The sequence below is a fragment of the Bacillus suaedaesalsae genome, assembly GCF_016890225.1.
Lineage (GTDB): Bacteria > Bacillota > Bacilli > Bacillales > SA4 > Bacillus_BS > Bacillus_BS suaedaesalsae.
Window position 1 is genome coordinate 229,565 of record NZ_JAFELM010000043.1, and the last position, 25,081, is coordinate 254,645.

Annotated in this window: 27 protein-coding genes; 23 read left to right on the forward strand and 4 right to left on the reverse strand. The window is 36.1% G+C overall.

What is annotated here, in order from left to right; genetic code table 11:
- Window positions 1-23: 23 nt before the first annotated feature.
- The 8 genes from JR050_RS17785 (at window position 24) to JR050_RS17820 (ending at window position 8,916) form a co-directional block, all read left to right on the forward strand.
- On the forward strand, window positions 24-854 hold the full coding sequence (locus JR050_RS17785; protein WP_204204993.1) for an AAA family ATPase: 831 nt from the start codon (window positions 24-26) through the stop codon (window positions 852-854).
- Complete coding sequence (locus JR050_RS17790) at window positions 851-2,287, forward strand: TadA family conjugal transfer-associated ATPase (RefSeq protein ID WP_204204994.1); 1,437 nt, start codon at window positions 851-853, stop codon at window positions 2,285-2,287. The genes JR050_RS17785 and JR050_RS17790 overlap by 4 nt, the downstream gene beginning before the upstream one ends.
- Window positions 2,287-3,249 (forward strand): type II secretion system F family protein, encoded by a 963-nt coding sequence (locus tag JR050_RS17795; RefSeq protein WP_204204995.1) that lies wholly within the window; start codon window positions 2,287-2,289, stop codon window positions 3,247-3,249. The genes JR050_RS17790 and JR050_RS17795 overlap by 1 nt, the downstream gene beginning before the upstream one ends.
- A gap of 3 nt (window positions 3,250-3,252) precedes the next feature.
- The gene (locus JR050_RS17800) at window positions 3,253-4,176 is read left to right on the forward strand and encodes a type II secretion system F family protein (RefSeq protein ID WP_204204996.1); all 924 of its coding nucleotides are present in this window, start codon (window positions 3,253-3,255) and stop codon (window positions 4,174-4,176) included.
- Window positions 4,177-4,279: 103 nt separating this feature from the next.
- On the forward strand, window positions 4,280-6,103 hold the full coding sequence (locus JR050_RS17805; protein ID WP_204204997.1) for a LysM peptidoglycan-binding domain-containing protein: 1,824 nt from the start codon (window positions 4,280-4,282) through the stop codon (window positions 6,101-6,103).
- A 71-nt stretch (window positions 6,104-6,174) separates the two neighbouring features.
- Entirely contained in the window at window positions 6,175-6,405 is a 231-nt protein-coding gene (locus JR050_RS17810) for a hypothetical protein (protein WP_204204998.1), read from the forward strand.
- A 92-nt stretch (window positions 6,406-6,497) separates the two neighbouring features.
- Window positions 6,498-8,189: a methyl-accepting chemotaxis protein gene (locus tag JR050_RS17815; RefSeq protein ID WP_204204999.1), complete on the forward strand. Its 1,692-nt coding sequence runs from the start codon at window positions 6,498-6,500 to the stop codon at window positions 8,187-8,189.
- A gap of 163 nt (window positions 8,190-8,352) precedes the next feature.
- Window positions 8,353-8,916: an FAD-dependent oxidoreductase gene (locus JR050_RS17820; RefSeq protein ID WP_204205000.1), complete on the forward strand. Its 564-nt coding sequence runs from the start codon at window positions 8,353-8,355 to the stop codon at window positions 8,914-8,916.
- A 22-nt stretch (window positions 8,917-8,938) separates the two neighbouring features.
- Here JR050_RS17820 and JR050_RS17825 read toward each other — a convergent pair whose 3' ends face one another.
- The gene (locus JR050_RS17825) at window positions 8,939-9,868 is read right to left on the reverse strand and encodes an FkbM family methyltransferase (RefSeq protein WP_204205001.1); all 930 of its coding nucleotides are present in this window, start codon (window positions 9,866-9,868) and stop codon (window positions 8,939-8,941) included.
- A 469-nt stretch (window positions 9,869-10,337) separates the two neighbouring features.
- Between JR050_RS17825 and JR050_RS17830 the strand changes: the two genes are divergently transcribed.
- The 6 genes from JR050_RS17830 to JR050_RS17855 all read left to right on the forward strand — a co-directional run bounded on the left by JR050_RS17830 (window position 10,338) and on the right by JR050_RS17855 (window position 15,705).
- Entirely contained in the window at window positions 10,338-10,865 is a 528-nt protein-coding gene (locus tag JR050_RS17830) for a phosphatase PAP2 family protein (RefSeq protein ID WP_204205002.1), read from the forward strand.
- 33 nt (window positions 10,866-10,898) lie between these two features.
- On the forward strand, window positions 10,899-12,047 hold the full coding sequence (locus tag JR050_RS17835; RefSeq protein WP_204205003.1) for a glycosyltransferase family 4 protein: 1,149 nt from the start codon (window positions 10,899-10,901) through the stop codon (window positions 12,045-12,047).
- Between the two features lie 31 nt (window positions 12,048-12,078).
- Window positions 12,079-13,413, forward strand: coding sequence for a UDP-glucose dehydrogenase family protein (locus JR050_RS17840; protein ID WP_204205004.1), 1,335 nt, complete (start codon window positions 12,079-12,081; stop codon window positions 13,411-13,413).
- Window positions 13,414-13,778: 365 nt separating this feature from the next.
- Window positions 13,779-14,144 (forward strand): hypothetical protein, encoded by a 366-nt coding sequence (locus JR050_RS17845; RefSeq protein ID WP_204205005.1) that lies wholly within the window; start codon window positions 13,779-13,781, stop codon window positions 14,142-14,144.
- Window position 14,145: 1 nt separating this feature from the next.
- On the forward strand, window positions 14,146-14,643 hold the full coding sequence (locus JR050_RS17850; protein ID WP_204205006.1) for a hypothetical protein: 498 nt from the start codon (window positions 14,146-14,148) through the stop codon (window positions 14,641-14,643).
- 111 nt (window positions 14,644-14,754) lie between these two features.
- Entirely contained in the window at window positions 14,755-15,705 is a 951-nt protein-coding gene (locus JR050_RS17855) for a TRM11 family SAM-dependent methyltransferase (RefSeq protein WP_204205007.1), read from the forward strand.
- A 134-nt stretch (window positions 15,706-15,839) separates the two neighbouring features.
- On the opposite strand, the gene JR050_RS17860 is transcribed toward JR050_RS17855, so the two are convergent.
- From JR050_RS17860 to JR050_RS17870, 3 genes are read right to left on the reverse strand one after another with little or no spacing between them, the layout of a single operon-like run.
- Window positions 15,840-16,700 (reverse strand): DUF421 domain-containing protein, encoded by an 861-nt coding sequence (locus tag JR050_RS17860; protein ID WP_204205008.1) that lies wholly within the window; start codon window positions 16,698-16,700, stop codon window positions 15,840-15,842.
- An 11-nt stretch (window positions 16,701-16,711) separates the two neighbouring features.
- On the reverse strand, window positions 16,712-16,915 hold the full coding sequence (locus tag JR050_RS17865; RefSeq protein WP_204205009.1) for a DUF1657 domain-containing protein: 204 nt from the start codon (window positions 16,913-16,915) through the stop codon (window positions 16,712-16,714).
- Between the two features lie 42 nt (window positions 16,916-16,957).
- Window positions 16,958-17,161 carry a DUF1657 domain-containing protein gene (locus tag JR050_RS17870; protein ID WP_204205010.1) on the reverse strand — a complete coding sequence of 68 codons (204 nt, stop codon included), beginning with the start codon at window positions 17,159-17,161 and terminating at the stop codon, window positions 16,958-16,960.
- 186 nt (window positions 17,162-17,347) lie between these two features.
- On the opposite strand from JR050_RS17870, the gene JR050_RS17875 reads away from it, so the two are divergent.
- The 9 genes from JR050_RS17875 (at window position 17,348) to JR050_RS17915 (ending at window position 25,016) form a co-directional block, all read left to right on the forward strand.
- Window positions 17,348-18,127 (forward strand): class I SAM-dependent methyltransferase, encoded by a 780-nt coding sequence (locus JR050_RS17875; protein WP_204205011.1) that lies wholly within the window; start codon window positions 17,348-17,350, stop codon window positions 18,125-18,127.
- Between the two features lie 50 nt (window positions 18,128-18,177).
- Entirely contained in the window at window positions 18,178-18,591 is a 414-nt protein-coding gene (locus JR050_RS17880; protein ID WP_239454458.1) for a GNAT family N-acetyltransferase, read from the forward strand.
- On the forward strand, window positions 18,584-18,979 hold the full coding sequence (locus JR050_RS17885) for a flavoprotein (RefSeq protein ID WP_204205144.1): 396 nt from the start codon (window positions 18,584-18,586) through the stop codon (window positions 18,977-18,979). Before JR050_RS17880 ends, JR050_RS17885 begins: the two co-directional genes overlap by 8 nt.
- 151 nt (window positions 18,980-19,130) lie before the next feature.
- On the forward strand, window positions 19,131-19,589 hold the full coding sequence (locus JR050_RS17890; protein ID WP_204205012.1) for an SRPBCC family protein: 459 nt from the start codon (window positions 19,131-19,133) through the stop codon (window positions 19,587-19,589).
- A 180-nt stretch (window positions 19,590-19,769) separates the two neighbouring features.
- Window positions 19,770-20,678 carry a CBASS cGAMP-activated phospholipase gene (locus JR050_RS17895; RefSeq protein ID WP_204205013.1) on the forward strand — a complete coding sequence of 303 codons (909 nt, stop codon included), beginning with the start codon at window positions 19,770-19,772 and terminating at the stop codon, window positions 20,676-20,678.
- A 294-nt stretch (window positions 20,679-20,972) separates the two neighbouring features.
- Complete coding sequence (locus tag JR050_RS17900) at window positions 20,973-21,827, forward strand: pirin family protein (protein ID WP_204205014.1); 855 nt, start codon at window positions 20,973-20,975, stop codon at window positions 21,825-21,827.
- A gap of 48 nt (window positions 21,828-21,875) precedes the next feature.
- On the forward strand, window positions 21,876-22,124 hold the full coding sequence (locus JR050_RS17905) for a YuzB family protein (protein WP_204205015.1): 249 nt from the start codon (window positions 21,876-21,878) through the stop codon (window positions 22,122-22,124).
- A gap of 210 nt (window positions 22,125-22,334) precedes the next feature.
- Window positions 22,335-23,291, forward strand: a complete 957-nt coding sequence (gene trhO, locus JR050_RS17910; RefSeq protein WP_204205016.1) for an oxygen-dependent tRNA uridine(34) hydroxylase TrhO — start codon at window positions 22,335-22,337, stop codon at window positions 23,289-23,291.
- A gap of 426 nt (window positions 23,292-23,717) precedes the next feature.
- Window positions 23,718-25,016 (forward strand): phosphotransferase, encoded by a 1,299-nt coding sequence (locus JR050_RS17915; protein WP_204205017.1) that lies wholly within the window; start codon window positions 23,718-23,720, stop codon window positions 25,014-25,016.
- The last annotated feature ends 65 nt before the right edge of the window (window positions 25,017-25,081 follow it).

Here is a 25,081-nt window from a genome sequence, read left to right on the forward strand (position 1 = left end):
GGGAAAGTGGGGGTGAAGTAAGAGTGAGTGAAGAAAAACAGCAAAAACGAGGAGAATTTATCGCGATTTGCAGTGCAAAAGGTGGTGTCGGCAGAACACTGCTATCAGTTAACCTTGCCGTTGCACTTTGTAAGAAAAATATCAGAATCAGTATACTCGATGGCGATTTTCAGTTTGGTGATGTTAGTCTAGCTATGGATTTACAGTCTACCTTTACGATTAAAGATGTGATTCAAGAGATGAATAATTTAGATGAATACACACTTGCAAGTTACCTGAGTCATCATGAAAGTGGGGTAAAGGTGCTATCTGCTCCAGATAAACCAGAATTTGCAGACCTCATTACAGAGGAAGCATTAGACAAGATTATTCCATTATTATTAACGCAAAATGAGTATACGATTGCAGATACAGGAGTGGGTCTGACAGATAAGACCCTCCTCCTATTAGAGAAAGCAGACCAAATCTTGCTAGTGACAAATTTAGAGATGGCAACATTAAAAAATACGAAATCGATGTTAGAAACGTTAGATAAGCTTGATATGCGAGATAAAGTACGTTTAGTGATTAACCGGGCGACAATGGAAAGTGTGATTCAAGCTGTGGATGTTCCAGATATACTTGGTGCAGAAGATCCGATCTATATTCCTAATGACTTTCAGATTGCTTCACAATCGTTGAATATTGGAATTCCGTTCGTTGTAAATCAAGGGAAGTCAGAACTTGCAAAATCGATCTACAAAATGGCCGAGCAAATTTCATCTAGAAGAGAAATTACCATTATTAAAACGAAAGCACCATCTTTACTTTCAAAGATGTTTAATAAAAGGCGATTAAAGGAGGAGACAGAATGAGTCTATTAAAGAAGCTTGAAGAAAAAAATAAGAATCTTGTGGACTCTCCTGAATCAGGTGTGAATGAAGATGAAGCGGGAGAAACGCCCAAAAAAGATCTGATCTCATCTTTCCGCGAATCAAGAAGAAACGAAAATGTGCTCACTCAACCTCAAAAACAAAAACAACAACCTGTGAACAAGCATCAAGAACTGAAAAGTATTCTTCATAAACAAATTCTTTCAGAAATGAAGGATGACAACGTTGAAGAAATTATCCCAAAGCTCGATGCGATGGCAATTGAGATTATGAAAGAAGATGAATCCTTCCGAGGGAAGATTGATCGGAAAAAGGTAGTGGACGAACTTATTAATGATTTAACAGGGTTTGGTCCAATCAATCCGTTATTAATGGATGATGTAGTAACAGAAGTCATGGTAAATGGTCCGAACCAGGTGTATGTAGAAAGAAAAGGGAAAATTGAATTAACGGGCATTAGCTTTCGTGATAACGAGCATGTCATGAACGTTATCGAAAAAATTGTATCTCCAATTGGGCGTAGAATTGATGAAAGTTCACCGATGGTTGATGCACGCCTGCCCGATGGGTCTCGTGTAAATGCAATTATTCCGCCACTTGCGTTAAACGGTCCGACAATTACTATTCGGAAATTCTCTAAAGACCCCTATACAATAGAAGATTTAATTAAGTTCGGAACGGTAACGCGTGAAATGGCCATTTTTCTAGAAGCGTGTGTAAAAGCGAATTTAAATATTTTCGTAAGTGGTGGTACAGGTTCAGGGAAAACAACGACTCTAAATGTGTTATCCAACTTCATTCCAACAGATCAACGTATTGTGACGATTGAAGATGCCGCCGAACTACAGCTTGGACAGGATCACGTCATTTCGCTTGAGTCAAGACCTCCGAACATTGAGGGTAAGGGTGCCATATTAATTCGAGACTTAGTTCGTAACTCCTTACGTATGAGACCTGACAGAATTGTAATTGGTGAGGTTCGTGGTGGAGAAGCGCTTGATATGTTACAAGCGATGAATACAGGTCATGATGGTTCACTCGCTACAGGTCACTCTAACAGTCCACGTGATATGATTGCCAGACTTGAAACGATGGTGTTACTAGCAGGAGTTGATTTACCAGTACGTGCCATTCGTGAACAAATCGCAGGGGCAGTCGATCTTATCATCCAACAATCCCGTTTAAAGGATGGGACGAGAAGGATTGTGAACATTACCGAAGTACAAGGGTTAGAAGGGGATGTTATCGTCCTTCAAGATATTTTCTCATATCACCAAGATGGTGTTGATACGAATGGGAAAATTATCGGGAAGCTTTCTCCTACAGGGGTTCGTCCTAAGTTTTATGAACAGCTTGAAGCATCTGGTATTCATATCCCGGCAAGTGTATTCATTGAAGAAGAGGAGTGGAATTAATGATGTGGTTACTTCTCGTCCTTATAATGTTTTCTTCCTTCTTAATTTTCACAGCCATTTTTCAGCTCATTTTCTTATCTAATAGCAGGTTAGAAAAACGAATGAAGCATTATTTGTCGGTACAAGAAAAGAAGATGTTAGATCGAAATAAATTTAACTTAATCGTTCAGCTTCAGCTTACAAAACAAAAAATAAGAAACCAAGTATTAACGAAGGATAAAAACAATCGCTTGGAAGTGTTGATTAGTAGAGCCGGTTTACAGCTAAAACCAGAAGAGTATGTACTTTTTCAATGGATTTTAACCGCATTAATTGGAGGAGTAGCCTTCTTAATTGTAGGAAACGTATTATTCGGGTTTTTAGGAGCTTTAATTGGCTTCCTTTTGCCGAAGTGGTTTTTAGGAAAAAAGCAAAAAGAACGATTACATGCTTTTAATGAAAGTTTACCTGATATGATTACAACGATCATTGGTTCTCTTCGTGCAGGATTTAGTTTTCCGCAAGCGTTAAAAACAGTAGTGGAAGAAGCACATAGTCCGATAAAAGAAGAAATGGATATTGTGTTACGTGAAATGCAATATGGCAGTAGCATTGAAGATGCGCTTCAAGGACTAAAAGAACGAATGCCTTCTGAAGATTTAGACTTAATGATTCAAGCAATCTTAATACAACGTCAAGTTGGTGGGAATTTAGCAACCGTACTAGATAAAATCGTAGAAACGATTCGTGATCGTACGAAGATTCAAAGACAAATTGTTACACTAACAGCACAAGGTAGATTATCTGGAATTGTAATTGGTTTACTCCCTGTAATATTAGGGTTTGTTTTGTATTTAATTGAGCCTGAGTATATTGGTACACTCTTTAGCAATGTCATCGGTATCATTATGTTATCGGCAGGCGTGATTTCAAGTACAATCGGATTTGTCTTTATACGAAAATTGACGACAATCGAGGTGTAAACGATGTTATTTTTCACCTTCTTTTTAACTATTACGTTTTTCATGTATTTTATATTTATTTTTCAAAAAGAAAGAAGAGACCTTGTTAAAAGAAGATTATCTATATTTACAGATCAGCCTGATGAAAAACCTGAGATAGATATAGAAGCGACAGAGAAAAAAGACGGGATCATAAAGAGAACTATTCACCATATTTGGAAGGAATTCAAACGTAGCTTCAAACAAAAGTTACCAGGTGAAAAGGAAGCGAAGATAGAAGTAAAGTTACTTCAAGCAGGAAATCCTTTTGGGATGAATCCGGTTGAATTTCGGTTACTGCAAATTTCTTTATTCCTATTACTACCGATATTATTTATCGGATACGGAATGCTACTACAGTTACATTTTGGCGGTATCCTATTGCTTCTTATTTTGTCATTTGCAACAGCTTCGTTTCTTCCGCATTTTTATTTAAAGCAAAAAATGAAAAAACGTTATAAAGCAGCGGTGCGTGAGCTTCCAGATGTATTAGATCTGTTAACGGTAAGCTTAGAGGCGGGACTTGGTTTTGATTCTGCATTAAGTAAACTTGTCTCAAAAAAGCAAGGTGTGTTAGCAGATGAGTTTCATCGTTGTTTAGAGGAAATCAGGCTTGGAAAAACAAGAAGAGAAGCGTTATCGGGCGTACGTGATCGTCTAGAAGTAGATGAAATTAAAATCTTAATTAGTAGTATTATTCAAGCAGAAAAGCTAGGGATTGGAATGGTTCAGGTTCTTCGGATTCAATCTGCCGAAGTTCGCGACCAGCGAAAACAACGAGCTGAAGAAGAAGCAATGAAAGCTCCAATTAAGATGCTTTTTCCACTCGTATTATTCATCTTCCCAAGTATTTTTATCGTATTATTAGGACCTGCCATTTTACAATTTATTGATACGTTTAAACAGTGATTCGTTTGTAGTCACTGTTTTTTCTATTTTCTAACGGTCTCCTGTATTTCAATTGAACATCATGAATCTTGGATGAATAGGCTAATGCAGGGAGGTGGCCGTAATGTTACGTTCATCAAGGCAATATTTTTACACTGTAAGAGCTGGTGATACTGTTTCAGGAATGTCAAGCCGGTTTGGAGTACCGATTCAGGCGATAATAGCAGCAAACAATTTGGTTTTGCCGTACACGCTTTATATTGGGCAGCAGCTTGCTATACCACTTGGGTACAACCGATATCGTGTTATAGCAGGTGACTCTATCTATAAAATTGGTGAGAAATTTGGCGTACCAATCTCAGCAATAATAGAAGCAAATCAATTAGTTCCACCTTTTATGATTTATCCAGAACAAGTATTACTCATTCCGCCAGGAGTACCTTATTACGTTGTACAACGAGGAGATAGTCTTTACGGGATTGCGAATCGTTTTAATGTTAAAACAAATGGTGTGCCAAATTATGAACTGATTAGGAGTGTCAATCAGTTGAATTCGTACACGATTTTCCCAGGGATGAGGCTTGTCATACCGTTTGCCGTGACAGGAGAACAAGGGATACTTGCTTATATTTCAGATCGAAATGGTAGCTTTGACCTTTGGCTTTATGAACTTCAAACGGGTACTCATACTAAAATGACAACTGGACTTGCTGCGAGTTTCTCTATTCCTTTTTGGTCTCCTAATAATGATAAAATAGCATTCGTTGGAAAGAATCAAATTTTATATGTTATAGACGTTAGGCAAAATACTGTGGCAACCATTGATCAATTAAACGTAAACGGTGTCCACTTCATTGGTTGGTCAAGTGATAGTCAAAAGCTTGCCTATAGTAAACAAAATACACTCGTTTTATATACGCTATCTTCACATACTGTTAAAACCGTACAGATTAATGGTGTTACGGATGTAATGTGGTTTCCAAATGGAACAGAAATATTGTTTCAGGGTACTGCTGAAAATGGTTTAAGTCAATTGTACAAAATGAATGTAGAAACGATGCAACGTACGAAACTGACTAACAATGATGATAATCCAAAAAACAATGTACGTCTTTCACCAGATGGAAGTTATGCGTTGTATACGACACCTGGAGCAAGTATTTCGTTAATTCGAACAGTAAATCTCCTTTCGGGTGAAATCGACCAAGTAAAAGGTGGGACATTAGCGAAAAACTATTACCCATCTTGGTCTCCAAATTCTGAGAACATCTCGTACAGTGCTACTGCCTTTTCTAGTGGATATTATTCAGAAGTACGCACAGTTAATAGAAACGGTAGGAATGATCGCACTGTAGCGATTTCTACTTGTTTTGCTACACCAATCACTTGGTCTCCAGATAGTGGGGAACTTATTTATCTTTCAGGCTGTACGGAAGAACAATTCGCAAAAGACGCTTGGTTTGTAAATCTACTTCATCCAGTGCCGATTCATCTGTTTGGTGGTTTCAATGTTGTGTCTATTAGTTGGTCTAACAATAATCGTACAGGAAACTCACTATTCCGTAGTGAAGAATATCGTGTCCAATTTTTATTTCCGAGTCATTGGAGAAAGCAAAACGAAGAACGGTATGAAGGAATCGATGGTTTCTTTCAAGTGTCAGCCATTGCAGGTAGTAGCAATATTGAAGATATATGCCAAAATGAGGCTCATCATAGTCTAAATCCCTATGGAACTCAGCCTCAAATACGTAAGACAACAATTGAGGGAGAAGAAGCGTGCTTTATCTTCCCTTCAGATGACCAGCTACCGGAAATGAAAAATCAAGCAGCTCTAATTGTTAGATATCCTGAACCAATTACCATTCAAGGAGAGGTGTATCAATACTTTATTTTATGGAGTGATCAAAATCATATTGAAGATATTGCCTTTAGCCTTTCGTTTATATAATTTACGTATTGACTAGTCATGTTTGGTTAAAATACTAGCAGTGTTTTGAATACAAATCTGGAGGAGCAAATATGTCAGAATTAGAGCCAGTAGAATATGTAACAGGTACAGCCATTAGGGATTACGACATTATTGAAGTTAAACCGTCAGAAAATGGGTATCGTGTAACTCTAGATGTAAATTTAGATAGTGGTTACGCTTTAACTCGAACTGAATTAGAAATTTCACATGAAGATCTAGATGGTTATGAAACAAAAGATGTTGAAGAAGGTATTAAATATGCATTAGGTTTTTTTAACTAAGTCACCCTCAATTGGGTGGCTTTTATTTATCATTAAAGGTTTTTCTAAAACAGACGATAGAAATAGAAAATAAGCACATCTAAGGGGGAACTATGAAAATTAAGGTGAAATTGTTGTTACTTGTTGCGCTATTACTCGTTACTGTTGTCATCACAGGAATATTATCAAATTTACAATTAAATCAAACAAAAAACACGTATACAGAGATGCAAGAGGATGATGAGGTACAGTTACTGTTGAAGTCTATTCAGTATCGATTTACCGGAATATCAAATGATGAACGTGCGTTTTTATTAACAGGAGATATGTCATTAGCTGAAGGAATTGAAGAGAAAATAGATAATATACAAGAATACTTCTTACAGCTTGATAAGATGAAAAATTTAGATACAACAGATAAGAAAAACATAAAAGCAATTGAAGAAAACTTAGCTGTTTATTTTGAGAAGAGTAAGTCGATGGTTAGTCAATATAATAGTGGTAATCTTGATCTAGCTACAGAAACTCATATAAAAGAACAAAGAAAAATCCGAAAAGAATTAGTAGATCCAAGTATAGAAAATTTTATTGGAAAATTAAATCAAGAAATTGAAGAAGACAAAACAAACTTAGCTGAGTCACAAAAAATGCAAGCAATCATTTTCTACTCTCTAATCTTAGTTCTAATCGTAGTTGGCTTAGTGTTTGCAATTTTAATTATTCGTTCAATTGTAAAACCGATGTATGTAATGACTAAATCATTAGAAGAGATTGCGAATGGTGAAGGTGATTTGACACGTGAATTAGTCATCTCTTCTAAAGATGAATTAGGTATGATGGCAAATTCATTTAATAAAATGATTACTAATTTACGTGGATTAATTCAACAAGTTGGATACAATGCTGATCAGGTTGCCGCAGCGGCAGAGGAATTAACAGCGAGTTCAGAAGAAACGACACGAGCAACTGAGCAAATATCTTCTACAGTTCAAGAAGTAGCAATGGGATCTGAAAAGCAAGTGGCGAGTTTAAAAGAAACTTCTCATACTATTCATCAGTTATCAACAACTGTAACCAGTATCGCTGATAGTTCAGAACAAGCCACAAAAACAGCAGAGCTCGCTTCACAAAATACAGTGGCAGGTAACGAAGCAATTGTTAACATTATTGCACAAATGAACGGAATTAATGAGACAGTGAATCAACTATCGTTGGATGTTACTAGACTTGGCGAACGTTCAAATGAAATAAGCGAAATTATCCAAACAATTACAGGTATTGCTGACCAAACCAATCTACTTGCTTTAAATGCTGCAATTGAAGCAGCTAGAGCAGGAGAACACGGTCGTGGATTTGCGGTTGTTTCAGATGAAGTTCGTAAGCTTGCAGAGCAGTCAGCATCATCTGCACAACAAATCTCTCAATTAATTGAAACGATTCAGTTAGATACAACGAGAACGGTTCATTCAATGAATGAAACAACTACAAAAGTCTCGGAAGGAATCTCACTTGTTCAAAGTGCTGGAAATTCATTTAGACAAATTCAACACTCCATTTCAGAGGTATCCTTACAAATTAAAGATGTCTCACATTCTATTATGGATATGCGAGTAGGAACAGACTCAATGGTTCAAGATATTAAAACATTTGAAAGTATTTCTGAATTGACAGACTCGGGAACACAAGAAATGGCGTCAGTTACAGAAGAACAGGTAGCTTCTATGGAGGAAATTGCTGCTTCATCTGCTTCATTATCACAAATGGCAGAAGAGCTTCAAATATTAATCGGAAAATTTAAAGTGTAATTTGAAAGCAGTGAGCTTCATGAAGAAGTTCACTGTTTTTTTGTTATTTCGCTGAATTCAGGAACCGTACGAAGATATCGTTAAAGCATAATATTTGACTTCATATATTTCGGTTATCTAAAATAAGTGGATATTCATTCAATATATAGAAGGAGGAGTTGTAATGTACGATATCGCGATTATTGGAGCAGGTCCTGCAGGAGCTAGTGCTGCCATTTTTACAGCGAAGGCTGGAAAGAATACATTATTAGTAGATAATGACAAGTCAATTACAAAACGTGCTTGGGTTGAGAACCACTTTGGTGTAATGGAAACGACTGGTCCAGATCTAGTTGAAACTGGTAAGAAACAAGCAACAAAATTCGGTGCTGAGCTCGTTGTAACAACTGTTACAAATATTGTGAAAAATGACAATGGATTTACAGTTGAAACTGAGGGACATTCCTATGAAGCAAAACATGTAATCTTAGCAACAGGTCTTTTAGCTGACTTAGCAGAGCGAATTGGCTTAACAACAAAACCTGGATCAGAGCCTAGAATTCCTAAAAATGTTCAAGTTGATGCAAACGGTAAGACTGAAATTGAAGGGATATGGGCAGCTGGTACCATTGCTGGGCTAAGTGTGCATACCATCATCACTGCAGGTGACGGAGCAAAAGTAGCGATTAACGTGATTAGTGAACTAAATGGTGAACGTTACGTAGATCATGATGTATTAAAATCCTAAAACTTGAAAAAACAGAGAGTGGCTACCACTCTCTGTTTTTTCGTTCGTTTCGCTTATGCAGCACGATATCAAGATGAACATCTTTCGTTTGAACGATTTTTTGTAATTCTTTACACATTGTTTCTGTCATTGGTTGCAATGTACCTCTCTTATCGTAGATAAATAGTTCGAAGGTAGTAGACAGATAGTAGATAAATTCATCAATATGAACGCCTGTTTGCTTAATATACTTGCTATCGAATTCTATAATTCCTAATAATTCTTTGCACATTTCAATCATGTTCTTCATTCCTTCAAGAACAAATGCTTCATATCCCTCTACATCAATTTTAAAAAGCACTTTTTGTTGAGTAACATCTATGTCATTGAGAAGAGAATCGATTGTTATCGTTTGTACGGTATCCTTTTCAATTCTATCAGAATAAATAGGCTTCCCACCTGATGTACCTGACCAATTCTTATCGATATAAAATTCTTGTTCTTGTTGATTTTCATTTGAAGCAAATGCATGGATAATTCTCATTTGAGATCGATTCGGATGTTCACTTAGTGACTTTATGACATACTTCATTAAATGATGATTCGCTTCAATTCCAAATATTTTCGTATGTTCAGGATATTGAACAGAAAAAAGACATTCACCATAATTAACTCCAATGTCTAAAACAATCGATGGCATAAAGGAAGAGACAGACTCTCTCCAAAATGTACCTAATTGCTGTTGAGTGATACCATTTTTAATTAACAGTGCACGTCCTCTATTTTCAGTTGGGTTGATATGAATCGTGAAAGAGGATGGTAATTTTATTTTTGAAGGTAGTTTTTGTATGTTTAACGTTTTGTACTTGATAAATAAACCAATGTTTACAACGTATTTCCAAGCTTTAGGGTACATGGTCCATAATCTTGATAAAATGGGTACTTTTAATGCCGATCTTGAAAAACTACTCATGTTTTTTCCTCCAATTCGGTTTTTATTATCTTACCGTCTGGATATTAATAAACTGTTAATCTTGTATAAAGATTGGTTGAATTAAAGTAAAGATTAATCATTGTTTATTTTTAAGGCTCTTTTCGTAAAGATTGTTGCTATTTGGATAGCGCTGTTAAAACATTGAGTTGATTGGAGCGGAAGGCACTCGACTCCTGCGGGAGATAGAGGGAATCGTGAGACCCCGCAGGCGAAGCCGAGGAGGTAGGTTTTTTCACGATAGTGAAAATAACCATCAGCTTCCTCCCAGCGGAAAGCGTGTGCCTGAAGCGGAAATCAACGGACCTAAAATAAATTCTTTTTTTGTAAAAATAGCAACAAAGTATGCGAAAACAGCCATTTTAAAAAATCTATAAGAGAAATTTACATGTTATTTATAAAGGCAACATAATTGGTCGTTAAACTAATGGTAGTAGAAAGGAGGTTTAAGATGATTAACAAATGGGTTCATCATATGTATCAGTTTGAATGTGGGTTATTTTTGACTCTAAATCGTCGCTTCGATCGAGCTAAGTTAAATTGGTTTTTCCGTTTTATTACTCATATTGGAGGAGCGAGAATAACAATTGGAGCTACTGCGATGTTGATTATTTTTTTGAATATGCCCTATCAATTATGGGCTATGCAAAGTGGGATTTCTCTTGTTCTCAGTCATCTGGTTGTTGTCTTATTTAAAAAGCTATATCCGAGAAATCGTCCATACCTTTCCGTTATAGATGCTAGAGTGGTAGATAATCCGTTACGGGACTATTCCTTCCCGTCTGGTCATACTACGGCTATCTTCTCTATCATCACTCCTTATGTTTTACACATGCCATTACTTAGCTTATTATTATATCCTCTTGCTGTTTGTGTTGGATTATCTCGTATCTTCTTAGGATTACACTATCCATCCGATGTATTTGTTGGTTGTATCGTTGGATCGCTATTCGGTTTTCTAGTTGTTTTTTTTTATTAAAACAAAGACTACATTGTTAGCAGGAGGTAATCCATGAAGATTGCAATTTTTACTGACACCTTCACTCCACAAGTGAATGGAGTAGCACGCACATTTCAACGCTTTGTTGACTATCTAGAGGAGCATAACATTGAATATCGTCTATTTGTTCCGGACTCTGAAGAAGACCTCTATTCTAGTCAAATTCTCAGGTTTACCAGCTTCCCATTTTATCTATATCCGGAATGCCGACTCGCACTTCCCAATGTATTTCATATAAAAAAAGAACTTGAACAATTTCAACCTGACATCATTCATATTGCAACTCCTTTTAATATGGGCTTAACAGGCCTATATTATGGAAAAAAGCTTAACATTCCAATGGTTGGTTCCTATCATACACATTTTGATAGATATTTAGAATACTATCATTTACAGTTTCTCTCGAAGTGGATATGGAAGTATTTGAACTGGTTTCATCGGTTGTTTGAGATGAACTTTGTTCCTTCTTTTGAAACAAAAAGAGAGGTAAGTAGGAATGGATTTCGTAATGTTCAAATTTGGAGTCGTGGTGTGGATTGTGAAAGGTTCCACCCTCAATTTCACTCAAACTCTATCCGAAAAAAATATAACATAAAAGAAAGATATATCTTAAGCTTTGTAGGAAGATTAGCTCCCGAAAAGGACATAGATGTCATTATGGAGGTTGCAGAAAAATTACCACTGCCGTTAAAGGAGAATGTGCATTGGCTTATAGCAGGGGATGGACCGTTACGAGATGAGTTGGAGAGTGTTAAACCTCAGAATATGACGTTTACAGGGTATTTGCGAGGAGACCAACTAGCTGAATTATATGCAGTTTCGGATTTATTTGTCTTTCCATCAACAACTGAAACGTTTGGTAACGTAGTATTAGAGGCTCATGCTTGTGGTACCCCAGTAATTGGGGCGAGAGCAGGTGGTGTGCAAGAAATCATTCAGCATGGGCAAACTGGTTGGTTATGTAAACCAAAGGATACAGAGGACTTTAGCCGCCGTATTCAGAGTTCATTAGAAAATCCCGGTCAACTAAAACACATGGGCATTGAGGCTAGAAATTATGCATTAAGTAAGTCGTGGGAAGAGATATTTATTAATCTGATACAACAGTATGAATCCGTAATCCATCGTGATCAAAATCAGCGTAAAGTTGCCAATATGTAACGATATATTCTATCCAGAAGGGGACGAGTGTATGAGAAGAATAACAGTTATGGGTACAGGATACGTGGGATTAGTAACAGGAGTTTGCTTATCAGAGATTGGACATCACGTAATTTGTTTAGATATTGACCAAGGGAAAATTCATAAATTGCAACAAGGAATTTCCCCAATATATGAGCCTGGACTTGAAGAAATGATGGTAAAGAATTTAGAGAATAATAGACTATCATTTACTTCATGTCAAAAAGAAGCGTTGAGTGATGTTGAAGTCATTTATCTTGCAGTAGGTACGCCACAACAAAATGATGGAACAGCGGATTTAACATATTTATTTAAGGCTGTACAAGACATTTGTAGCTATACAAGTGGAGAAGTGGTTGTTGTAGTAAAAAGCACTGTGCCTGTGGGAACCAATGAAAAGATACATAAATATTTAACGACGCATGCCAGTAAATTATCAAAGTTTAATGTCGTATCTAATCCCGAATTCTTGCGTGAAGGCCAGGCCATTCATGATTCATTTTATGGTGATAGAATCGTGATTGGGTCAACATGTGAGGAGGCAGCCCGTTTATTGTATGAAATAAACGAATCATTCAACATGCCGATTATCCACACTGATTGTAAAAGTTCCGAAATGATAAAGTATGCATCAAATGCTTTTCTGGCGACTAAAATTAGCTTTATTAATGAAATCTCTTCTATATGTGAAAGAGTTGGTGCAGATATCGAAGCTGTAGCATATGGTATGGGTCAAGACTCAAGAATTGGTTCACAATTTTTACAAGCAGGAATTGGGTATGGGGGATCATGTTTTCCTAAAGATACAAAAGCATTGGTTCAAATTGCAGGTGATGTAAAACATAAATTTGAGTTACTGGAATCAGTCATAAGAGTAAATAATAAACAACAATTAAAATTAATTGAAAAAGCAAGGAGTCGTCTAACTTGCTTCAAGGAACGGAAGGTTGCATTATTAGGGTTAGCCTTTAAACCAAACACAGATGATGTTCGTGAATCTGCTGCCATCGTTCTTGCACGGAAATTAGCTGAGGAGGGAGCTCGGGTCATTGCATATGATCCAGTGGCTATCGAAAAAACAAAGGCAGAATTAGGTGATTGGATATGCTACACAACAGATATAAAGGAATGTCTTGATGAAGCAGAGGTAGCATTTATTGCAACAGAATGGGACGAGATTAAACAACTTCCACTCGAAGTATTTGTAAAGATGATGAAAACTCCGATTATTTTTGACGGTCGGAATTGTTTCTCTCTTCAAGAAGTTAAAAAGTATGAAGTTGATTATTACGCAATTGGCCGTCCTCCAGTATTAAATCTATCTATACAAGTTCTTGTACATTAAAAATATAATGTTTTCCTTTTATGACCGTATTTTACTACTAGATAAAAATGACCTATTTTCCTGTATAGGATCGGATTTAATACAGTATTTTTTATTTTGAGAGAAAGAAGTAATTATTACTATTGTTAAACAGAATGAGAAAAATAAACAACTACTATATCGTTTAGCGAGAATAGATGGTTACATATGAAATCCAGTAAATTTTAACAATAACACCTGACTTTTGTCGTGTTTTTTAGAAAAATGTCGAATTCTCCCTCTTTTCTTTGTATAATAATTAATTGTTAGATAAAGAGAATAATAGATACTATCACATGTTACGTTTACCTATATTAGGGATCAAAATGTGAGGGAGGGGCAAGGGAATGATGGAATGGGCATTAGCCATTATATTTATAGTGGCAGTGATTATGGTTGTATTATCTTTTGTGAAAAGTAGACAAACAGCGACTAGTGAAAAACAAAAGGTCGATATGATGTATTTGAACTTTATGGAAGAAATGAATAAACTTGAAGATAAGGTTCGCAGCGTAGAGTTAGATGTGGAAATTATGACGCAAGAAGTTGGAATTCAAACTCCAGAGCGAACGAAATTACGTGAGTTACTAGATTTATATAGACGTGGATATTCAATTGAAAGCATTGCTGCAAAAGAAAATTTACTTGTAACAGAGATTGAACAACTACTTTCTCCTTATGTAGGAAATAAGGATGAGAGGAGAGAGGCTTAATATGGATACGAAGCAAATGAGAAGCTTTGCGGCGGGATTGGTTGCAGCAGCATCCTTTATTGGTGCTATTTACTTCCTCAGTGATACGGAAGAACCAACTGTTCAACAGGTTGAAAAGCTATCAGTCGAAGATATGAAATCTATGTTAACTAAAGAAGGTTATTTAGTTTATACAGAAGCGGAATTACAATCACAACTAGCTTCTTCTCAAGAAGAGGAAACGAAAGTTGAACCAGCAGAAGAAACCGAAACTCAAACTGAAACAACAGAAGCAGAACCTAAACAAGAAGTAGCTACTCAAACCGTATTAAATGTCACACAAGGCATGACAAGTTTTGATGTAGGCAAAGTTTTAGTTGATTTAAAAATTACTGATACGGCAATGGGGTTTGTTCTAGAAGTAGACAAAAGGGGTGTAGCAAACAAGTTACGTCTTGGTACGTATACCCTTAATAGTAACATGACTGTTGATGAGGTTATTGGAACAGTATTTAAGTAGAGGGAAAGAGCGTTCTTTAGACGCTCTTTTTCATTTTTCACTAGTATCTACTTGGGCTTCCTTTATAATAAAGAAGTTAATGCAAATTCATAGATTAAAGGATGATTATGATTGAACAACGAATTACAAAAGGAGCAAAAATATATTTACACGTATGCTTGTCGCGTTGAGGAACGTTCGCTATGTGACCTTGAGCTCCGTACGATTTTTCAAGAACAACCTCAAACAACTACATTTGTTAGTTATATACCCTTTGATGTAAGTAGAAGTCCATTTATTCGAGAAAGCATAGATGTGCTAGTTGAAGCTAGCAGTTTTAATGAATTGCTTGAGAAGGTCACATTCATTCCACTCAGTACGAAGTCCTTTAAAACGATATATGTTAGACATGATGAACTTCTAGATCAGATAGACTTGAAGGAACGACGGAGGATTGAGAGAGAAGTTGGGATGAATATTCCCGGCGAAGTTCATATGGAAACGCCTGAACAATATTACGGTATTATTAACTTCGGCGAAAAATGGTATGTGGGTCAATACCATAAAAATGATGCGGTTTGGCTCAAGCATCAAAATAAGCCAAATAGCTATTCTACTGCCCTCAATACTCGAGTGGCAAGAGCAGTTGTAAACATTGCAGTTCCTCATAACACGAATGAAAAAGTCATTGATCCTTGTTGCGGAATCGGAACCGTTTTAGTAGAAGGACTAAGTATGGGTATTAATATTATTGGAAGCGATCGAAACCCGCTTATTCTACAAGGAACAAGAGAGAATATCGCCCATTTCGGATATGAAACGGAAGTATTGTACCGTGATATTCGAGATGTGGTGAATCAATATGATGTTGCGATTATCGACATGCCATACAATTTGTGTTCTGTCATTTCACCACAGGAACAATTAGAAATGCTATCGTGTGCAAGAGAATTTACGAAAAGAATTGTTATTATTACGATTGAAGACATTGATTCAATTATTAGGGACGCTGGTTTTACCATTATTGATCGCTGTTTTGTAAAAAAAGGTCGATTAGACAGACAAATTATTGTATGTAAGTAACAGTTAAGTATGATTACAAATACTTAGCTTTTTTTTTGGATAAATTTACTTGAGCAAATCAATTGACTAAAATATAAATGTAACAAAGAAACTCTTTATTATCTGATTTAATAATGAAGAGTTTCTTTTTCTATTTATCCATTTAAATAGGGAGTTAGTTTTCGGATAACGCTTTCTAGCTTTTCAGCATTATCTTGGTACATTTTCTTTGCAGTTTCTGATTCAGTTTGTAATGCGAAGCTCTCTAGGTCAGCTTCACACTTTTTCATCATTGCCATTAGAAGTGGTCTTTCCTGCGGTGTTGGTACTTGAATTTTGTCATCGTAAATGTCAACAGTTAATTCTCCATATGAATTAACTTGGGCTAGGAATACATTTTCGAGAGTAACACTCATTTTATCAAGTTCTGTATGTAACCAATTTAGACTTTTCGCTGCTGCAACTAAGGAAGAGTGAATGATTTTACCATCCATAATAACGGTTTGTGGCTCTTTTTCACTAGCTGTTTTTATATTCAAGTCCTTTAAGGTTACTGGTTGATGTTCCTTTTTTAACAGTACACTTAATTCTCCACTAGGTTCTAGTACTGCGAACTCAACGTCTGAAAAGCTAAATACGTCTTTTTTTCGAAGTAATGTATTTAGTTCATCTAAAGAATACCTTTCTTTCTTTAAATTATCTTCTAAAACTTTTCCATCTTGAATGAATATAGTCGCTTTTCCTTCCGCAATTTCACGGAATTTTTTGCTTTTTATTGATAGAAAGTCAACAAGAACTGTAACAAAACCAAATACAAATATTCCAACAAGTCCATGAATAATACTAGATTCTAATTTCATGATGACTTCTGCAGCAATACTTCCTATTGTAATCCCAGACACATATTCAAAAAAGGATATTTCGGATATTTGCTTCTTACCAAGTAACTTAGTTAGTAAAAAAAGTGCAAAAATAAACAGAAGTGCTCTAGAAGCAATCTCAATCCATTCAGGCATGTCTCATACCTCTATTTCTTATATTGTGGTTCCTCAATTTCAACTTCATATTTTCTGTTCTGTATTTCATTTTTTATTTCGCCAATCTTCAACATTGCATCGTGGAATGCTTTTTGTGCCTCAGGATTAACACTGTTTAAGGCAAAAATGGTTAACTGAGACTCAATACCTTTAATGGTCGCCAAGAGTTGAGCAATTTCAGAGCCAACAGTCATGCTGATCTTCCTATCTTTGTATATTTATTTGCATTGTAATGATTATTGCTTATACTGTGGTTCTTCTTGCTCTATTTCTTGAAGACGAGGCATAACACTATCAATAATTGATTGTGTTTGTTTTGCCGCATCTTCATACAGTTGTTTAGCAGATTGATTTTCAGTAGCAAGTGCAAATGTCTCAAAACTTGCTTGTGCACTTTTTAAACCAGCAATCGTTTGTTTTACTTGAGCTCCAACAGTCATAATTGTTTCCTTCTTTCTTTCATAAAGTAGTGTTACAAGTTGTAGTTTCTCTTTACATTTACTGGATATGCATGGTGTAAAATGGAAAAATACCATATTTGCTATTAAAATTAATAAAGGATTTAATTAAGAAAAGTCGAAATGTTTGATTTAAGGTTTAAAAAGATTTAGAGGAGATATTTAAAGATGGATATAACGAAACAAAACAGTGGTGCGTGGGATCAAAAGGTAGACGAAGGCTCACCTTGGACTAAAGCTGTAAGTTCTGAGGAGATAGAAAGAAGTAAGAATGGAGACTGGGGTATTATTGTTACAACCGAAAAAAAAGTGCCAAGAAACTGGTTTCCCTCATCGTTAAAAGGACTAAACATACTTTGTCTCGCTTCTGGTGGCGGTCAGCAAGCTCCTATATTAGCAGCAGCAGGAGCCGATGTGACCGTTACAGATATTTCGAGAAAACAACTGGAACAAGATGAGTTTGTAGCGAAGCGAGATGGTTTACAACTGAAAACCGTACAGGGGGATATGGCTGATTTAAGTGACTTTGAAGATGAAACGTTTGATATGGTCATTCACCCTGTCTCTAATTTATTTGTAAAGGACGTGCATCCAGTTTGGAAGGAAGCGTCTCGAGTGTTAAAACCAAATGGAGTATTAATATCTGGCTTTACAAATCCTTTATTATTTATTTTTGATGATAATGAAGAGCGAAAAGGGATTTTAGATGTAAAACACAAAATACCCTCTTCGACGCTAGATTATTTGCCAGAAGAAGAGGTAGAAGAATACTTAAGAACCAATCAAACAATCGAGTATGCTCACACACTTGAAGACCAAATTCAAGGACAAATTGATGCTGGTTTTGTCATCACAGGCTTTTACGAGGATGATTTTGGAGGAACACGTGTGTTGGATCAATATATCAAAATGTTTATTGCGACAAGGGCAGTGAAATTGACTTTCTAAAACATTGAATTAAAAAGTAAACTGGAGGTTACTGAAAGGGTTGTATATCGTTGAAACAATTAAATTCCTTAGAGATTGATTCGAATATAAAAAAACTCCTGTCTTTTGCAACTGCTGAAGATAGAGTTGAGGCAGAATATGAACATTATATACATTTACAAAATAGGAAATTGTATGGATACGAACAAGCTGGTAACTTTGTTGCTTGTATTGGTATAGAGGACAAAGGCTCCAATAGCTATGAACTAAGACATATCGCAGTTGATCCTCTATATAGAGAAGCAGGTTTAGGGAGGAAAATGCTACAGGATGTTGTTCAGCAACATAAAATGGATGCTCTTTATGCAGAAACAGATCAAGCTGCTGTAAGTTTTTATCGGAAATGTGGATTTAAAATTACTAGTTTTAGGAGAAAAGTATCCTGGCATAGAACGTTTTTCTTGTGCATTGCTAACGATGGATGAATCGTTTGAAAAAAGTCTAGATCGATATTTATTTGCCTGGAAGACATCCTCTTTAGTAGACTTACAGAAATATATTTCCGAAGGTTACAAGGCTAGAGAAGTGTCCCAGGGAGAAATAATCGATTTCGGCTTTGAACAATCCATCAAGGGCTGGAAACAAGGTTTTCATTTTGCTAAAGAGAATAACGCAAACTGGATTTTGGAACAAATCTCAATTATTCCGTTACGTGCAGATGAAAAAATGGTCATTATTTCGGCATCGCTAGAAATTCAAGGAAAACCACTAGAAACTGCTAATCTATTTTTTCAAACGTTTAAAAAGATAGATGGGTCTGAATGGAAACTAGTTAGAAGCTATATTGAAGCGGGTGTATTGCCTCCAAAGTGATGATTAGCTCACTTTTCATTTTTCTACTTTGATAAACTCTGTAGTGTAAATCTCATTTTCAATGTTTATATAGTACTACTCAAAAAAAACCTCTCATATAGATAAGTGTTACTCATTTTTACACCATGGTGATACAAAGGAGAGGTCTTTAATGCCAAGTGAAATATATAGTGTGAATGTTAATGCACCCATACAAAGTGTTTGGAACTTTGTCTCAGTTATGGACCAATGGGCACCATTAGTACCTGGCTATATTGCACACGAAATACTTAGTGATAAAGAATCAACGTGGAAGTTCAAAAGTGATATTGGCATAATGAAAAAGAAAGTATACTTAAAAGTGGATATTACAAATTGGTCAGAACCTACAAAAGTTACGTTTAACTTAACAGGTATTAACGAGAAATTTACAGGGCATGGTTTTTTTGAAGCAGAGGCGATTACTGATAAGATAACACGAATGACTGGTAGCTTAACCATTGAGGCACAAGGTGCTATGAGCAAAATGGTGAATTCCATCCTACAAAACACTGTTCCGGAAATGACGAGGCAATTAACGGAAGCTGTTGCTTCAAGAATTGAAGAATTGCAGTCCACGCCAACTAGTTGATAAAAAGTTGAGTAGCTCCTAAATGATCTGACCCAATATAGTTAGACAATTATTGAAATTCACTAATAAATATAGATGGGGACACTACTTATCAGGTAGTGTCTCTTATTTTTATGTGTAATCTCAAGACAAATTGACCAAAATGATACTAACTTGACAACAGAAGCGGAGACGAAAGAGATGAAAATGTTATGTATTGATGGTGGAGGAATACGAGGTGTGTTTGCCATCTCAATATTAAAGGAAATTGAAAAAGAAGTGGGAAAACCAATTAATCAATTGTTTAATTGTATTTCCGGTACAAGCACTGGTTCAATTATTGCAGCTTCGATTGCCTTGGAAGTAGAAATGGGGAAAGTCCTTGATAGCTACCAGAAATATGGGAAGAAGATTTTTGTTCAGCAAGCCAAGGTGGGATTATTTCGTAGTGTTTACAGTAGTCAGTTTTTACGAAAATACTTACAACAAGAATTTCAAGAGGTTTCATTGAAAGATATTAAGCACCCTCTTTTAATCCCAGCTGTTGATTTAAGTCATGGAAAGCCATTCGTGTACCGTTCTAACTACGGAAATTTGGAGGAACAAGATGACAATGTTTTGCTTTGGGATGCGGTATTATCTTCCTGTTCGGCTCCTATTTACTTTGAACCAAATAATATTGATAATGAATATTTATCCATTGATGGCGGACTGTGGGCAAACAACCCATCGTTAGTTTGTATGACAGAAGCGATTCACCATTTCCAAACACCCATGTCAGAAATAAAAATTTTATCGATTGGCACTGGTCAGCAGAAAATAGATTTTTCAATTGAAAAGAAACTCGATTGGGGAATTAACAAATGGCTACCGTTTACATTACCATCGATGAAAGTTACACCAAAGTTATTAGATTTAGCGCTGCACCTTTCGTCAGAATCTGTTTCTTATCACTGTAAGTTGCTTTTAAAGGATCATTATTTACGCATAAATGAAGAGTTAGGTGAAGAAATTCCATTTGATGAGCTTGAATCAGTAGAGTACCTAATTGATTTAGCCAAAGAATGCTATATTTCTCATAAGGACGAGATTTTACAGTTTTTGTCGTAAATTTACTCCTTTTGTTTGATTATTTTATCCTTCTAAAGTTGTAGATAGGATAATTGGAAAGGCTGATGACGAAAACACCATCTCGTAGTAGATTTATAACGGTGGCATTATTCAAGAAATAATGCTTATTGAGTGCCATAGTGATAGTAACTGAAAACTAAAAACAATCAAGGATATAACAAGATATGGAAATACAAGCAATTCAATTGATTTTTGTTGTTTTTTTATGGTGTAATGATTTAGTTGAGTATCAGTTTATTGTTATAGCTACTGACAGAAATGTAGGTGGAATAGATGTTTGAACGTAAAGTTAGAGAACATTGGTATGTAAAGTATGAGGAAATGGGCTTTCCGTTTATTCAAAAAGGATGGATTTTACCAATAGAGAAATGGCGTGATTTTGATCCGTTTATTTTAATGGCTGAAGATTGGTTCAAGCGAGGTGCATTTTCAGACCATCCACATCGAGGATTTCAAACGATAACTTATGTAGTGGATGGACGATTAGAGCACATCGATAATGCAGGAGGTAGTGATATTTTAGAAACAGGGGATGTTCAGTATATGAATGCTGGCTGGGCAGCAAGGCATGCTGAGGAAGGCGTAGAGGATGATATTGCTCATACCCTTCAATTATGGTTGAACTTACCCCAAGCATTAAAAAACACGAAGACAAGCTATCAAAATGTGTACAGTGAAGATGCGCCTGTTGTTTCGTTTGATGGTGGTTCAGTAAAAGTATTCTCGGGTGAAATAGCAGGAGTTGAAGGACCATTGAATTCAATAGTGCCTATTACCTTGTCTGAGATTTCTCTGTCAAACGGTACAACATATAATTATCAATTACCAGAGACACATAATGCTTTTATATACGTTTTATCTGGTGATCTTACAGTTGGAGAAAATGAAATAAATCTAAAAAAACATGGTGTTGCAACCTTGACGTTTGATGAAAAAGGTCACGAAGATAAACAGAGTAGTCTTGTACTGAAATCTAACAGTCGTAGAACCAAGTTACTAGTTAATTCAGGAACACCAATCCGAGAAGAAATCGTTCCCTATGGTCCATTTGTCATGAACACGATGGATGAAATAAGAGAAGCATACCGTGACTTCCATCAAGGAAAGTTTGGACCACCTGCAATTTAAGATCATAAGATAAGTATATTTAATGCTTGGGAAGGAGGATAAGTATCGATGGGAATTGTTGTAGTTGAGATTTGTGATGGTAGTTTAATAAAGCAAATAGATATTGAGAGTATTATAGAATCAGAGTTCCCGGAGGTAGCGGTAATCGAGAGTAGCTGCTTATCCTTCTGTGGTATGTGTGCAAGGAGTCCTTATGCGATTGTGAATGGGAAGCGCATTTTTGCGAAAACAGTTGAGGAATGCTTGGAATTGATCCGTAATCGGATTAAAGAAGAATTAGAACTATATGCACTTTAGCACTTTTTAGATAGGCTCTGTTAAGTACAGTTGATTGTAGTGGAAGGTGCGAGACTCCTGCGGGAGAAGTGGGACTGGTGAGAAACCGCATGAGCATAACGACGGAGGCTCCAGTAGCAGCAAGGAAAGCGAGTTCTTTCCACGGAAATCAATATTATTGTTTAACAGTTTTGATACTGAAGGGAAATTACAAAAGTTAGGGTGATAGAAATGAATAATTATCGAGTATTACTATATTACATGTATGTCCCAATTGAGAATCCTGAGGAATTTACAGCTCAACATTTAAAATTCTGTAAAGACCTAGAATTAAAGGGAAGAATCTTAATTGCAAAAGAAGGCATCAATGGTACTGTATCTGGAACGATCGAACAGACAGATATTTACATGAAAACAATGAAGGAAGATTCTCGTTTTGCAGAGATGGTGTTTAAAATTGATGTAGCCGATTCTCATGCGTTTAAAAAGATGCATGTAAGACATCGATCAGAGTTAGTTACACTAAGACTTGAGGACGATATTAATCCAAATATTGTGACAGGAAATTATTTAAGTCCACAAGAGTTTTATGAAGCGATGAATACCCCCGATACAGTTGTTATAGATGCTAGAAATGATTATGAATACGAAATTGGACATTTCCGAGGGGCAGTGAAGCCTGATATTAAAAACTTCCGTGAGCTACCTGATTGGATTCAAAACAACCGTGAAATGTTTGAAGGAAAAAAGATTCTAACCTATTGCACGGGTGGTATTCGTTGTGAAAAGTTTTCTGGCTGGTTACGTGAAGAAGGGTTCGAGGATGTATCCCAGCTTCATGGTGGAATCGTCACTTACGGAAAAGATCCAGAAGCACAAGGTAAGCTATGGGATGGACAATGTTATGTATTCGATGAGCGTATCATTGTTCCAATTAATCAAACAGAACATGTGATTGTCGGAAAAGACCATTTCACTGGAGAACCGTGCGAGCGTTACGTAAACTGCGGAAACCCTGAATGTAATAAGAAGATCATTACTTCAGAGGAGAATGAACACAAGCACTTACGTGGCTGCACACATGAATGTCGTGTACATCCTAGAAACCGTTATGTTTCTGAACATAATTTGAGTGTAGAGCAAGTAAATGAGAGATTGGCACACATTAATGAAGTAGTAGTAAATTAACAATTACAATCAACTAGAGGAAATTCTCTAGTTTTTTTTTTTTTCAAATTTTCACCGTTTACTTTATGTTACAAAGTGGTGGTCAGCATATATTTCTTTATACTATCTAAAATTAAGTAAATTTTAAAAGTGTTGACGTAAAAGTAAGAACATTCTTATAATAAAAGAAATATTTCAAGGAGGTCATCTATAACAATGATAAACTAATCCCTTTTTTTGGCAGATTCATCATTACCAAAAAACACTCTGTGATGGGTGAACGGGATCAGTATGTCTTTTTATAGATTATTCGAACGCAAGAGACCTTTTTGTAATAAGGTGTATTTTTATATACCTTTTTGCTGTGTTGTCTTTAATTTTCGTCTATCTATTCGTTCACAAATCGCAGGGAATACTGCGATTTTTTTTATTATAGGAGGAAATGAAATGACAACAAATACGACAATATTAATAAAAAAGAATGACAAAGTACTAGTAGTTAATTCAGAAATCGGCTATAAATTGCCAGTAGTCGAGGAAGGACCTTTGAAGCAAGTAAACATCGGTCCATTACAAAAGGCAGCTTCAAAATTGCTTGGAGTAAAGATTGCTGTTGGAAGACAATTATGGAAAGAAGATTCTAGCTATATTTATGAAGCGTTTTTACTTCAAGATGGTAGTGATCTAACTTGGGAGAAAGTTAGCACAATACATTCCTTTGAACAGAAAGATATTTTGAATGAATGGTTTACCGAGAAGGAAATACCGAGTCTCCGAGCAAATTGGTTTCAAGAAGATTATTATGCTAAAACCTATTATTGGATACAAACAGAGTTGGAGAAAAAGGGATACGTTTTAACAGGAGAAATTGAGCAAGTAAAAGCTACGGATTTTAGTCTCGTTCAACTAATCCCAACTAATAAAGGGAATGTATATTTTAAAGCCGTTAGTCAATCTGCACAATATGAGCCTGAACTCAGTCAGTATTTAGACGAAGCACATCCAGGAAAGACAACGTCAATTCTCTCCATACACTCTCAAAATGCTTGGTTGTTGATGAATGATATTGGAGGAATGCCACTACGCTCTGTTAAGGATCAAGAAATTTTGGAAAAGGCAATTTGTGATTTTGCGAAGTTCCAAATCGCAGAAATCAATAATGTGCCAAAATTAGTAGAATTAGGAGTTCCGAAGCGTGATCTTGCTCTATTAAAGGAGCAAATCGCATCTCACCTTGAAAGTATGTGTGATACTGGATTAGGGGCTGAAGATAAAGAAAAAGTAATGAGTTGTAAGCAAGAGTTAATGGATATGTGTGATGAGCTGGCTCATATTTTACCCCTGCAATCCATTGATCACGGAGATCTTCATTCTGCCAATATTCAGGTTGTAGCTGGAAAGAATGTGTTCTTAGACTGGGGTGACGCCATTGTGACTCATCCTTTCTTTAGCACACGTGTATTTTGGAATTCTCTTTATGAATTGACGGAAAATGATACGGATGAAGAGTGGCAAGAATTGGTGGCATATTTTAGACCTATTTATTTAGATGCATGGTCATCATTTGCGCCAAAGGAAACGTTAGAGAGAGCACTTGGTATTTCTGATCAACTTGGCTGCATTCAACGAGCATTAAGTTACTATTTGTATTTCACTCCATTTGCGGAAGATCAATCTGATTTCAATAAACCATCGCAATGGTTATTGGCACTTTTAGAAGAACGGGAATTTGCTACAGGAGAATAGAAGAAGGGAGATGAGCTCTTTTTCTTAACATCCCTTTAAAACGACTAGTCAGTTTATATTAATTG